This is a genomic window from Rathayibacter sp. AY1E3 (assembly GCF_002932235.1).
GTDB lineage: Bacteria > Actinomycetota > Actinomycetes > Actinomycetales > Microbacteriaceae > Rathayibacter.
The window spans coordinates 49,436-61,678 of the sequence record NZ_PSVN01000018.1 but is presented as its reverse complement, the minus strand read 5'-3'; the positions used below and the strand labels follow the sequence as shown (position 1 = coordinate 61,678).

Sequence of the window (12,243 nt, the reverse complement as noted above, 5' to 3'; positions counted from 1 at the left end):
GGATGATCGCCGCGCCGGGAGCCGAGGCGCGGGCCGCGCCGACGCCGAAGAACGCGAAGGCCAGGAGCACGCCCATGCCGGGGCCGGGGTCGACGCGCGGTGGAGCGCGCGTCCACGTCCAGCGCTTCGGCACCTTCCTCTCGGGAATGGTCATGCCGAACATCGCGGCCTTCATCGCCTGGGGCTTCATCACGGCCCTCTTCATCCAGACCGGATGGCTCCCGCTCCTCGGCATCGACGCCACCTGGGTCCAGCAGTTCGGCGGCTGGAGCACGGATCCCGACGTCGTCAATACCGGCCTCGTCGCCCCGATGATCACCTACCTCCTCCCGCTCCTCATCGCGAACACCGGCGGCCGCATGGTCTACGGCGCCCGCGGAGGCGTGGTCGGCACCATCGCGACCATGGGCGTCATCGTCGGCGCCGGGATCCCGATGTTCATCGGCGCCATGATCATGGGCCCGCTGTCGGCGTGGCTCATGAAGAAGGTCGACTCGATCTGGGACGGCAAGATCAAGCCCGGCTTCGAGATGCTGGTCAACAACTTCTCCGCCGGAATCCTCGGCCTCCTGCTCGCGCTCCTCGCCTTCGCGGGCGTCGCGCCGCTCGTGGTCGGCCTCTCGACCGCCCTCGGCGCGGGCGTGGAGTTCCTGGTCAACGCGGGCCTGCTCCCGCTGACCTCGCTCTTCATCGAGCCGGCGAAGATCCTCTTCCTCAACAACGCCATCAACCACGGCATCCTCACGCCGCTGGGCGTGCAGCAGGCGGAGGAGGCGGGCAAGTCCTACCTCTTCCTCCTCGAGGCCAACCCCGGCCCCGGCATGGGCGTGCTCCTGGCCTTCGCGTTCTTCGGCGTCGGCGCGGCCCGCGCCTCGGCTCCCGGCGCGGCGATCATCCACTTCATCGGCGGCATCCACGAGATCTACTTCCCGTACGTGCTGATGAAGCCGGCGCTGCTCGCGGCCGTCATCCTCGGCGGTGCGACCGGTGTCGCGACGAACGTCGCGTTCAACTCCGGCCTCCGCGCCCCCGCCTCGCCCGGCTCGATCATCGCGGTGCTCCTGCAGACCGCGAACGACAGCTTCCTCGGCGTCATCCTCTCGGTGATCCTCGCGACCGCCGTGTCGTTCCTGGTGGCCTCGGTCATCATCCGGTCCGGCCGCAAGCGCGACCTGGCCGCGGAGCAGGAGGGCGACGACAAGCTAGCCGCCGCCGTCGCCGCCAACGAGGCGAACAAGGGCAAGGAGAGCGCCGTCGGCTCGCTCATCAACGCCCGCGGCGCCAACGCTCCGCAGGACTCGGCCGGCGCCTCGACCGCGGGAGCCACGGCCACCGCGACCCAGGTCCGGAACATCGTCTTCGCCTGCGACGCCGGCATGGGCTCGTCCGCGATGGGCGCCTCTGTTTTGCGGAACAAGATGAAGAAGGCGGGCTTCGAGGACGTCACGGTCACCAACAAGGCGATCGCCGCTCTCGAGGACGACGTGGACCTGGTCATCACCCAGGCCGAGCTCACGGAGCGCGCCCGCCAGCGCACTCCGGGCGCCATCCACGTCTCCGTGGACAACTTCATGAACAGCCCGAAGTACGACGAGGTCGTCTCGCTGGTCGCGGAGCAGCACGGCAAGTAGTACGCCAACCATTCGGAGGGAACCCGTAGGGTGCGACAGAGCGGACACGCTCCGCTCGCCCCTGCGGGTTCCCTCGCTGTCAGCACCTCCACGGAAGGACGCACCCCATGAGCGACGTGCTCACCATCGGACAGATCGACGCCTCCGGCACCGCCACCACGAAGGAGGCCGCCATCAAGGAGGCCGCCGACATGCTGGTCGGCGTCGGCGCGGTCACCCCCGCCTACTACGAGGCCATGCTCGCCCGCGAGGCGACCGTCTCGACCTACATGGGCAACCTGCTCGCCATCCCGCACGGCACCAACGACGCGAAGGACGAGATCCGCTCCTCCGCCCTCTCGTTCGTGCGCTATGCGCAGCCGATCGACTGGGACGGCAACGAGGTGCGCTTCGTCGTCGGCATCGCCGGCGTCGACAACGAGCACCTCGAGATCCTCTCCAAGATCGCGATCATCTTCTCGGAGGAGGACGAGGTGCAGAAGCTCCTCGACGCCCCGGACGCGCAGTCGCTCTACAGCCTGCTGGGCGAGGTCAACTCCTGATGCCCACCGCCGTCCACTTCGGCGCCGGCAACATCGGCCGCGGCTTCGTCGGCCTGATCCTGCACGGCGCCGGCTACGAGCTCGTCTTCGCCGACGTCAACTCCGAGCTGATCGGCCGCCTCGGCGCTGCCGACAGCTACGAGGTGCACGAGGTGGGGGAGGAGGCGGCCACGCACGTCGTCGACCGCTTCCGCGCGATCGACTCGGCCGCCGACGAGGAGGCGCTCGTCCGCGAGATCGCCGCCGCCGACATCGTCACCACGGCCGTCGGCCCGAACATCCTGCGCTTCGTCGCCCCCGTGATCGCGAAGGGCCTCGCGGCCCGCGACGAGTCGGCGCCGCGGCTGGCGGTCATGGCCTGCGAGAACGCGATCAACGCCACGCGCCTCCTGCAGACCGAGGTCGCCGCGAACCTCGGCGCGGACGAGTGGGAGCGCCTGCGCACCCGCGCCGTCTTCGCCGACACCGCGGTGGACCGCATCGTCCCGAACCAGGACCCGGGCCAGGGCCTGGACGTGACGGTGGAGAGCTTCTTCGAGTGGGTCGTCGACCGCACTCCGTTCGAGGGCACCGAGCCGGAGATCCCGGGCGCGACCTGGGTCGACGACCTCGAGCCCTTCATCGAGCGGAAGCTCTTCACGGTGAACACCGGCCACGCGACGGCCGCCTACACCGGCTTCGCGGCCGGAGCGCACAAGCTCTCCGACGCGCTGGCGATGCCCGAGGTGCACGACGCGGTCAAGGCCGCGCTCGAGGACACCAAGGCGCTCATCGTGGCCAAGCACGGCTTCAGCGACGAGGAGCAGCAGGCCTACCTCGAGAAGACGCTGAAGCGCTTCGCCAACCCGTACCTGACCGACACGGTCGACCGGGTGGGACGCCAGCCGCTGCGGAAGCTGTCGCGGCACGAGCGCTTCATCGGACCGGCGGCCGAGCTCGCCGAGCGCGGGCGCACGCCGGAGGGCCTTCTCACCGCGATCGGCGCCGCGCTGCGCTTCGACGTGCCCGAGGACCCCCAGAGCGTGGAGCTCCACGAGAAGCTGGCCGCGCTCACCCCGGAGGAGTTCGTGGCGGAGGTCACCGGCCTCACGGCCGAGCATCCGCTCTTCGACCGGGTCGTGGCGGTCGTCCGCGGCTAGTCCCGTGGCCGCACGGCGGCGAACGACGACGAGGTCCCCTGCTTCCCGCGGGGGACCTCGTCGTCGTCTGCGGCGGCTCGGGCGGAGCGCTAGAACAGCCGCCAGCGGGTGAGCGGCCAGGCCACGGCGAAGACGCGTCCGGTGACCCTGTCGATCGGCACGGTCTTCACGCACGTGTCGATCGGCCCGCCGGCGCCGCGGCACTCGCCGAGCGAGTCGTTGGAGTTCGACCGGTGGTCGCCCAGGACGAAGAGGGAGCCCTCAGGGACGGTGTACTCGTCGAAGCAGCGGAGGGACGCGGGGCTCGTCGTGCAGTCGAGGGTCCCGGGGGTGAAGGGGAAGTCCTCGAACACGTAGGACTCGTCCAGCGGCTTCCCGTCGACCAGCACGTGCCCGTCGGCGTCGCAGCAGGAGACGGTGTGGCCCCCCTCGGCGATCAGCCTCTTGACGAGGAACTCCTCGTGGGAGGGGCCGATGCTGGTGACGTCGCCGAAGGTCTTCACGATCTCGGAGAGGGGGCTGCCGGCCTCGTCGCTCGCGCCCCAGTCGGCGTCGCGCGAGAAGACGACGATCTGCCCCTCCTCCGGCCCGCCCTGGAGGGCGAGGGTGCGGTCGACCAGGATGCGGTCGCCGAAGAATCCGCCGCCCTGGAGGGTGTTCTCCATCGAGCCGGTCGGCACCGTGTACACCTTCACGAAGAAGGTCTGCACCAGGGCGATGACCGCGATCGCCGCCAGGATCGTCACCACCGGGTGCGAGTACCAGCTCCGCCTCGCGGTCGCGGACCTCGTCGTGCGCGCCATGTGCTCTCCCTCCGGCTCGACGGAGCCAGCCTAGGCGGCGGCGGACGCAGGGCCGGGCAGGGGGCGCGCGTCGGGCGCGGAGGCGGAGGAGGGGGCGACACGCCCGAGGTGGCGGAGCGGCCGCGATTCGCGTAGCATCGACCCTTGGTGTTTTGCGCGTGCTCCGGCATGCCCGCGAACCCCGATCCGGGCTCTCGCCCGGTGGTGGCTCGTCGCGGAAACATTCGCACGACCAGTACACACACTACTTCCGAACGACAGTGAGGCTATGGCCAAAAAAGACGGTGTCATCGAAATCGAAGGTGCGGTTGTCGAGGCGCTCCCCAACGCGATGTTCCGCGTGGAGCTGACCAACGGACACAAAGTTCTCGCCCATATCTCGGGCAAGATGCGTCAGCACTACATCCGGATCCTCCCCGAGGACCGGGTGATCGTGGAGCTGAGCCCCTACGACCTGACCCGCGGCCGGATCGTCTACCGCTACAAGTAGACGTTCGCTCCGCTGACGTTCGCGACGTGCGTGTCCTGTAAGGAACGGCCCCGGCATCCGCCGGGAGCACGACGCCAGCGAAAACAAGGACAAGAACAATGAAGGTCAACCCCAGCGTCAAGCGCATCTGCGACCACTGCAAGATCATCCGCCGCCACGGCAACGTGATGGTCATCTGCAGCAGCAACCCCCGCCACAAGCAGCGCCAGGGCTAGTCCCGCTGCTTCCGCGAGGGAGCGCAGGGGCGGCGTGCCGCCCCATTGCACAACTGAACACACCCGCAGCACCAGAAATCGCGCAGCACCCCGGCGACCCCGGGGTGGACGGCGAGGACACCTTCGGTCGGAGGCCGAGGCACCGGTGCTGCTTCACACCTCCACTCACTCACAGGAGAAGCCACAATGGCACGTCTGGCAGGAGTAGACATCCCGCGCGAGAAGCGCGTGGAGGTCGCACTGACCTACATCTACGGTGTCGGCCGCACTCGCGCGCTCAAGACCCTGAGCGACACCGGGATCGACGGCAACATCCGCGTCAAGGACCTCAGCGACGACCAGCTCGTCTCGCTCCGCGACTACATCGAGGGCAACTACAAGGTGGAGGGCGACCTCCGCCGCGAGGTCGCCGCCGACATCCGCCGCAAGGTCGAGATCGGCTCGTACGAGGGCCTCCGCCACCGTCGCGGCCTCCCGGTCCGTGGACAGCGCACCAAGACGAACGCGCGCACCCGCAAGGGACCCAAGCGCACCGTCGCCGGCAAGAAGAAGGCCGGCCGCAAGTAACGCGGGCGACACGGACCTAGAGGAGATACAGAATTGGCTACCCCCAAGTCGGCCGCGCGCAAGCCGCGCCGCAAGGAGAAGAAGAACATCGCTGTGGGCCAGGCCCACATCAAGTCGACGTTCAACAACACCATCGTCTCGATCACCGACCCCTCCGGGGCCGTCATCAGCTGGGCCTCGTCCGGCGGAGTCGGCTTCAAGGGCTCGCGCAAGTCGACGCCGTTCGCCGCCCAGCTCGCCGCCGAGTCGGCCGCGCGCCAGGCTCAGGAGCACGGCATGAAGAAGGTGGACGTCTTCGTGAAGGGCCCCGGCTCGGGTCGTGAGACCGCGATCCGCTCGCTCCAGGCCGCAGGCCTCGAGGTCGGCTCGATCAACGACGTCACCCCGCAGGCGCACAACGGCTGCCGCCCGCCCAAGCGTCGTCGCGTCTAAGCAGCACTCGCAGCCGTCGGCCGGCCGCACGAACCGCCTCCGGGCGGGGAGTGCGGCCGGCCGGCGGATCGCGCATTTCTTTCACAACTCCACACCTCGCAAACGCACGTGTCATATAGCGGACACGTGATCGAAAGGAATCATCAGTGCTTATCGCACAGCGTCCGACGCTCACCGAGGAGAACATCTCGGAGTTCCGTTCCCGCTTCGTCATCGAGCCCCTCGAGCCCGGCTTCGGCTACACGCTCGGCAACTCGCTGCGTCGCACCCTGCTGTCCTCCATCCCCGGCGCCGCTGTCACCAGCATCCGGATCGACGGAGTCCTGCACGAGTTCACGACCGTCCCGGGCGTCCGCGAGGACGTCACCGAGATCATCCTGAACATCAAGGGACTCGTCGTCTCCTCCGAGCACGACGAGCCGATCACCGCCTACCTGCGCAAGCAGGGAGCCGGCCAGGTCACCGCCGCGGACATCTCGGCTCCGGCCGGTGTCGAGATCCACAACCCGGAGCTCGTCATCGCCACGCTGAACGACAAGGCGAAGTTCGAGCTCGAGCTCACGATCGAGCGCGGCCGCGGCTACGTCTCGGCGACCCAGAACCGCAGCGAGTTCTCCGAGGCCGGCCAGATCCCGGTCGACTCGATCTACTCGCCCGTGCTGAAGGTCACCTACCGCGTCGAGGCCACCCGTGCCGGCGAGCGCACCGACTTCGACCGCCTGGTCGTGGACGTGGAGACGAAGGCCGCGATCTCGCCGCGCGACGCCATCGCCTCCGCCGGACGCACGCTGACCGAGCTGTTCGGTCTCGCCCGCGAGCTGAACAACGCGGCCGAGGGCATCGAGATCGGCCCCGCGCCGGTCGACGCGGTCCTCTCGACCGAGCTGTCCATGCCCATCGAGGACCTCGACCTCTCGGTGCGCAGCTACAACTGCCTCAAGCGCGAGGGCATCAACAACGTCAATGAGCTCGTCGCCCTCTCGGAGACGCAGCTCATGAACATCCGCAACTTCGGTCAGAAGTCGGTGGATGAGGTCAAGGAGAAGCTGACGGAGCTCGGCCTGTCGCTCAAGGACTCGGTCCCCGGGTTCGACGGCGCCCACTTCTACAGCTACGACGACGAGAGCATCTAGGTCCTCCGCTCCGGAGCCCCGGCTCCTCGCGTCCGACCTGCTGACACCCCTTTAGTACTGGAGTAAACCCATGCCCAAGCCCACCAAGGGCCCCCGCCTCGGAGGCGGACCCGCACACGAGCGCCTGCTGCTGGCGAACCTGGCCGCGGCCCTGTTCACGCACAAGAGCATCAAGACGACCGAGACCAAGGCCAAGCGCCTTCGTCCGCTCGCCGAGCGCCTGGTGACCTTCGCCAAGCGCGGCGACCTGCACGCCCGCCGTCGCGTCCTCGCGACGATCGGCGACAAGTCGGTCGTCCACGAGCTCTTCACCGAGATCGCTCCGCTCGTCGCCGAGCGCGAGGGCGGCTACACCCGCATCACCAAGATCGGCCCCCGCAAGGGAGACAACGCGCCCATGGCCGTGATCGAGCTCGTCCTCGAGCCCGTCACGCCCAAGGCGAAGAAGTCGCGCACCGCCACGGCGCCCGTGTCCGCTCCGGTGGACGAGGCCCCCGCCGAGGAGACCACTGCCGAGGAGACCCCCGTCGAGGAGGCGCCCGTGCAGGACGCTCCCGTCGAGGACGCCGCGCAGGACGCTCCTGTCGAGGAGACCGGCGCGACCAAGTAGTCACGCCCCCTCTGCCGAGAGCCCTCCGTCCCCTCCGGGGCGGGGGGCTCTCGTCGTTCCACGGGGCCGAGTGGCGCGAATCGTCGCTTACGATGGCACGGCTGCGCTCGTCGGGTGCGGCCGCGTCACGACCGGCGCTCCCGGGGCCCGCCCCGACGATCCGCGGAGGACTCCTGTGCGACTGCGCTCCTCGGCCGCTGCGGCGCTCCTCGCCCGGGCACTGGCGGCCGGAGTGAGCGGCTGCGCCTCCGGCGAGGTGATCGACGTGCCGGAGTCGGCGGGTCTCGCGAGCACGCCCCCGGTGCCGTCGCCCGCACCGACCGTGCCCTCCGTGCCGTCGAGCGAGGGCGTGGACTGCGCGACCGCTCTCCCCGCCTCCCTGGTCGAGCAGGAGGCCGGCTCGACGGCGGGCACCGTGTCGATCGCCGCCGCGGGAGACACGTGCTCCTACGCCGTCGACGGCGGCGACCCGGTCGTCGTGCTGACGCTGCACCGCGGGCCCCTCGTCGAGACCTTCACCGGTGCGGGCGAGGCGCTCGGCGCCGCGCCGGTCTCGCTGGGCACGGCCGCCTACGGGGTGCAGGGCATCGCCTCCGCCCCCTCCGAGCTGGCCGTGCTCGCAGGCGGCTGGGAGGCGCGGATCGTCTCCTCGGTCGGCGAGCAGTCGACGCTGGTCGGCTAGGCGGTCTCGGCCCTGGCGGCCGTCGACGTCCCGCTCGCGGTCGCCTGAGCCGCGACCACGGCGCGCTCTAGACTCGTCTGATGCTCCACCGCGTCCGCCTCGACCTGGCCTACGACGGCTCGCACTTCTCCGGGTGGGCCAAGCAGCCCGGCCTCCGCACCGTGCAGGGGGTGCTCGAGGAGTCGCTCGCCCTGGTGCTGCGCTCCGAGCAGCACCCGACCGTGACGGTCGCCGGGCGCACCGACGTCGGCGTGCACGCCAGCGCCCAGGTCGCCCACGTCGACCTCACCCCCGAGCAGTGGGGCCGCATCAGCACCGGCCGGCGCCGACCGGGGGAGGAGCCGTTCCCGCCCGCGTCGATCCTGGAGCGGCGGCTCCGCGGGATCCTCGGGCAGTACACCGACGTCTCGGTGCACCGGGTGACGGAGGCGCCGGAGGGGTTCGACGCGCGGTTCTCGGCGCGCTGGCGGCGGTACGAGTACCGGCTGGCCGACGCCTCCTCGATGCGCCACCCGCTCGACCGCACGTACACCACCTGGATCACCGACTCCCTCGACCTCGACGCGATGTCGGCCGCGGCCCGCTCGCTCCTGGGCCTGCACGACTACGCGTCCTTCTGCCGTGCCCGCGCAGGGGCCACCACCATCCGGAGCCTGCTCGACTTCACCTGGGAGCGAGACGCCGACGGAGTCCTGCACGCCCACCTGCGCGCGGACGCCTTCTGCCACAGCATGGTGCGGGCCCTCGTGGGGGCGTGCGTCGCGGTCGGCGCCGGGAAGCTCGAGGCGGGGGCGGTCCCGCTGCTCCGGGACGCCGCCCGACGGACCAACGCGTTCGCGGTGATGCCGGCCCGCGGCCTCATCCTCCGCGAGGTCGACTACCCCGAGGACGACGCACTCGCCGAGCGGGCCCTGCTCACCCGGGCGAAGCGCACCGTGCGGACCGAGGGGCCGGACCCGGAGGACTCGGAGTGAGGCGAGGGCGCGCGACCGCGCCCCGCGACCCGTGGCGGCTCGGGTCGCACCTCCCGCCGCCGGAGCCCCTGCCGCCACGATCCGTGCTTGGCCGCACGGGGGCTTTGCTGTAATGTCGACCCTTGGTGTTTTCGGCCGTGTGCCGAGCGCCCGAAGTTGAGCCCTCCACCGGATCGGTTCGGCCCCCTCGCGGGTCGAACGGCCACGGAGCGGGATCCACGAACACCTCACTCCGACCAGAAAGCAGCACTCACGTGACTCGCACTTTTTCTCCGAAGCCGGCTGACGTCCAGCACGACTGGATCGTCATCGACGCGTCCGACGTCGTGCTCGGCCGTCTCGCCACCCACGCCGCGGCGCTCCTGCGCGGCAAGCACAAGGCCACCTTCGCGCCGCACATGGACATGGGCGACTTCGTCATCATCGTCAACGCGGAGAAGGTCGCCCTCACCGGCCAGAAGCTCCTCCAGAAGAAGGCCTACCGCCACTCCGGTTACCCGGGCGGCCTCTCGGCCACCACGTACGCCGAGCTCCTCGAGAAGAACCCGGTCCGCGCCGTCGAGAAGGCCATCCGCGGCATGCTCCCCAAGAACTCCCTCGGCCGCGCCCAGCTGCGCAAGCTGAAGGTCTACACGGGATCCGAGCACCCCCACGCGGCCCAGCAGCCGCAGGCGTACGCCTTCACCCAGGTCGCCCAGTAGGCTCCGGCCCTCCCCGACACCCCAGACTTCGAAGACAAAGGATCACCTACACCGTGGCGAAGATCGCAGACCAGATCGACGTGGCTCCCGAGAGCTACTCCACCGAAAGCCCGGCCACCGAGGCGTCCACGACGCCCCGCGCCGTCCTCAACGTCTCCGGCGCAGCCGTGGGCCGACGCAAGCAGGCCATCGCCCGCGTGCGCCTCGTCCCCGGCAACGGCGGCATGACCGTCAACGCCCGCGAGTTCGCGGAGTACTTCCCCAACAAGCTGCACCAGCAGCTGATCACCGACCCCTTCAAGGTGCTCGACCTGATCGGCTCCTACGACGTGGTCGCCAAGATCACCGGCGGCGGCCCCTCCGGTCAGGCCGGCGCGCTGCGCCTCGCCATCGCCCGTGCACTCAACGAGATCGACCGCGAGAACAACCGCGCGATCCTGAAGAAGGCGGGCTTCCTGACCCGCGACGCCCGCGTCATCGAGCGCAAGAAGGCCGGTCTCAAGAAGGCCCGCAAGGCGTCCCAGTTCTCGAAGCGCTAGTCGACGCGGCCTGACGGCCGCACGACCAGCAGCTCGAGAAGGGACTGCGCACCATGCCGCGCCTGTTCGGAACAGACGGCGTCCGTGGCCTCGCGAATCGCGAGGTCACGGCCGACCTGGCTCTCGGCCTCGCCCAGGCGGCCGCCCGTGTACTCGGAGCGGCCGCCCGGGCAGAGGGCCGTCGGCCCGTCGCCGTGCTCGCCCGCGACCCCCGCATCTCCGGTCAGTTCATCGGAGCCGCGGTCGCGGCGGGTCTCGCGAGCGCGGGAGTCGACGTGCTCGACGCCGGCGTCATCCCGACGCCCGCCACCGCCTACCTCATCGCCGACGAGAACGCCGACTTCGGCGTGATGATCTCGGCCTCGCACAACCCCGCCGCCGACAACGGCATCAAGTTCTTCGCCGCCGGCGGACGCAAGCTCCCGGACGAGCTCGAGAACCGCATCGAAGCGGCCCTCGGAGTCCCCCCGCTCACGCCGACCGGAGCCGACGTCGGCCGCATCACCCGCTTCTCCGACGCGGAGGACCGCTACGTCCTCCACCTGCTCGGATCCCTCGAGGGCACCCGTCTCGACGGCCTGCACGTGGTCATCGACTGCGCGCACGGCGCCGCCGCCGGTATCTCGCCCCAGGTGTTCACCGACGCCGGAGCGACCGTCACCGTCATCGGCAACGACCCCGACGGCCTCAACATCAACGACGGAGTGGGCTCCACCCACCTCGACAACGTCGCCGCCGCCGTCCGCGCGGCCGGCGCCGACATCGGCATCGCCCACGACGGCGACGCCGACCGCTGCCTCGCGGTGGACGCCGAAGGCCGCATCGTCGACGGCGACCAGATCATGGCGATCCTCGCGACAGCCATGGCCCGCCGCGGCGCCCTCCGCGACGACGTCCTCGTGGCCACCGTCATGAGCAACCTCGGCCTCAAGCTCGCCATGCGCGACGCCGGCATCCGCGTGATCGAGACCGCGGTCGGCGACCGCTACGTCCTCGAGGCGATGAACGACGGCGGCTACTCGCTCGGCGGGGAGCAGTCCGGCCACGTCATCATGAGCCGGTACGCCACCACCGGCGACGGCGTGCTCACCGGCCTCCAGCTCGCGGCCGAGATGGCCCGGACCGGACGCACGATCGCCGACCTGGCCGCCGTCATGTCCGTCTTCCCGCAGACCCTCCTCAACGTGCGCGGCGTCGACCGCGAGGGCGTCCGCGACGACGAGGTCATCGCCTCCGCCGTCGCCGACGCCACCGCCGAGCTCGGCAGCGACGGCCGCGTGCTCCTGCGCCCCTCCGGCACCGAGCCGATGGTGCGCGTCATGGTCGAGGCGAAGACGCAGGAGACGGCCGACCGCCTCGCCGAATCGCTCGCCGCGGTCGTGCTCGAGCGGCTGCGCTCTTAAGGAGCCGCTCCCTGCGCGGCTCCTCGCGGTCGGCCTGGAGAGGTGGTCGCGATGGGTAGAGCGGGGTGCGATCGCCGCGCGGGAATCGCTTGGCACGCGATTCCCACGACGGCTCGTGGGTTGGGCCGCTCCCTGCGCGGCTCCTCGCGGTCGGCTTGGAGAGGTGGTCACGATGGGTGGAGCGGGGTGCGTTCGCCGCGGGTGAATCGCTTGGCACGCGGCTGTGTTCGTTGCGGGGCCGCTCCCTGCGCGGCCCCTCGCGGTCGGCTTCGCGAGGTGGTTGCGATGGGTGGAGCGGGGCGCGTTCGCCGCGGGTGAATCGCTTGGCACGCGATTCCCACGACGGCTGTGTTCGTTGCGGGGCCGCTCCCTGCGCGGCCCC

General features: G+C 70.4%; 15 protein-coding genes. 14 read left to right on the top strand and 1 reads right to left on the bottom strand.

Annotated features, from left to right (window positions below; genetic code table 11):
• The first annotated feature begins 152 nt into the window (after nucleotides 1–152).
• From C5C53_RS13935 to C5C53_RS13925, 3 genes are all read left to right on the top strand, one after another.
• The gene (locus C5C53_RS13935) at nucleotides 153–1,631 is read left to right on the top strand and encodes a PTS mannitol transporter subunit IICB (RefSeq protein ID WP_258075431.1); all 1,479 of its coding nucleotides are present in this window, start codon (nucleotides 153–155) and stop codon (nucleotides 1,629–1,631) included.
• Nucleotides 1,632–1,738: 107 nt separating this feature from the next.
• Nucleotides 1,739–2,173, top strand: coding sequence for a PTS sugar transporter subunit IIA (locus tag C5C53_RS13930; protein ID WP_104224996.1), 435 nt, complete (start codon nucleotides 1,739–1,741; stop codon nucleotides 2,171–2,173).
• Nucleotides 2,173–3,312, top strand: a complete 1,140-nt coding sequence (locus C5C53_RS13925) for a mannitol-1-phosphate 5-dehydrogenase (RefSeq protein WP_104224997.1) — start codon at nucleotides 2,173–2,175, stop codon at nucleotides 3,310–3,312. Before C5C53_RS13930 ends, C5C53_RS13925 begins: the two co-directional genes overlap by 1 nt.
• Nucleotides 3,313–3,401: 89 nt before the next feature.
• Here the strand turns inward: C5C53_RS13925 and lepB are convergent, their stop codons facing one another.
• Nucleotides 3,402–4,115 (bottom strand): signal peptidase I, encoded by a 714-nt coding sequence (gene lepB / locus C5C53_RS13920; RefSeq protein ID WP_104251134.1) that lies wholly within the window; start codon nucleotides 4,113–4,115, stop codon nucleotides 3,402–3,404.
• A 268-nt stretch (nucleotides 4,116–4,383) separates the two neighbouring features.
• Here lepB and infA point away from each other — a divergent pair, with 268 nt between their 5' ends.
• The 11 genes from infA (at nucleotide 4,384) to glmM (ending at nucleotide 11,861) form a co-directional block, all read left to right on the top strand.
• Complete coding sequence (infA, locus tag C5C53_RS13915) at nucleotides 4,384–4,605, top strand: translation initiation factor IF-1 (RefSeq protein WP_022883252.1); 222 nt, start codon at nucleotides 4,384–4,386, stop codon at nucleotides 4,603–4,605.
• A gap of 98 nt (nucleotides 4,606–4,703) precedes the next feature.
• Entirely contained in the window at nucleotides 4,704–4,820 is a 117-nt protein-coding gene (gene rpmJ / locus C5C53_RS13910) for a 50S ribosomal protein L36 (protein WP_055787164.1), read from the top strand.
• A 186-nt stretch (nucleotides 4,821–5,006) separates the two neighbouring features.
• Nucleotides 5,007–5,387, top strand: a complete 381-nt coding sequence (rpsM, locus tag C5C53_RS13905) for a 30S ribosomal protein S13 (protein ID WP_068251511.1) — start codon at nucleotides 5,007–5,009, stop codon at nucleotides 5,385–5,387.
• 33 nt (nucleotides 5,388–5,420) lie between these two features.
• Nucleotides 5,421–5,819, top strand: a complete 399-nt coding sequence (rpsK, locus tag C5C53_RS13900) for a 30S ribosomal protein S11 (RefSeq protein WP_055787170.1) — start codon at nucleotides 5,421–5,423, stop codon at nucleotides 5,817–5,819.
• A gap of 146 nt (nucleotides 5,820–5,965) precedes the next feature.
• Nucleotides 5,966–6,952 (top strand): DNA-directed RNA polymerase subunit alpha, encoded by a 987-nt coding sequence (locus C5C53_RS13895; RefSeq protein WP_104224999.1) that lies wholly within the window; start codon nucleotides 5,966–5,968, stop codon nucleotides 6,950–6,952.
• Between the two features lie 70 nt (nucleotides 6,953–7,022).
• A complete protein-coding gene (gene rplQ / locus C5C53_RS13890; protein ID WP_104225000.1) occupies nucleotides 7,023–7,562 on the top strand; it encodes a 50S ribosomal protein L17 in 540 nt (179 codons plus the stop codon).
• Between the two features lie 175 nt (nucleotides 7,563–7,737).
• The gene (locus C5C53_RS13885) at nucleotides 7,738–8,244 is read left to right on the top strand and encodes a hypothetical protein (protein WP_104267796.1); all 507 of its coding nucleotides are present in this window, start codon (nucleotides 7,738–7,740) and stop codon (nucleotides 8,242–8,244) included.
• An 80-nt stretch (nucleotides 8,245–8,324) separates the two neighbouring features.
• Nucleotides 8,325–9,218: a tRNA pseudouridine(38-40) synthase TruA gene (locus C5C53_RS13880; RefSeq protein WP_104256576.1), complete on the top strand. Its 894-nt coding sequence runs from the start codon at nucleotides 8,325–8,327 to the stop codon at nucleotides 9,216–9,218.
• A 254-nt stretch (nucleotides 9,219–9,472) separates the two neighbouring features.
• A complete protein-coding gene (gene rplM / locus C5C53_RS13875) occupies nucleotides 9,473–9,919 on the top strand; it encodes a 50S ribosomal protein L13 (protein ID WP_104225003.1) in 447 nt (148 codons plus the stop codon).
• 53 nt (nucleotides 9,920–9,972) lie between these two features.
• Complete coding sequence (gene rpsI, locus C5C53_RS13870; protein WP_104225004.1) at nucleotides 9,973–10,458, top strand: 30S ribosomal protein S9; 486 nt, start codon at nucleotides 9,973–9,975, stop codon at nucleotides 10,456–10,458.
• Nucleotides 10,459–10,511: 53 nt separating this feature from the next.
• Nucleotides 10,512–11,861: a phosphoglucosamine mutase gene (glmM, locus tag C5C53_RS13865; protein WP_104267795.1), complete on the top strand. Its 1,350-nt coding sequence runs from the start codon at nucleotides 10,512–10,514 to the stop codon at nucleotides 11,859–11,861.
• Nucleotides 11,862–12,243 lie beyond the last annotated feature (382 nt).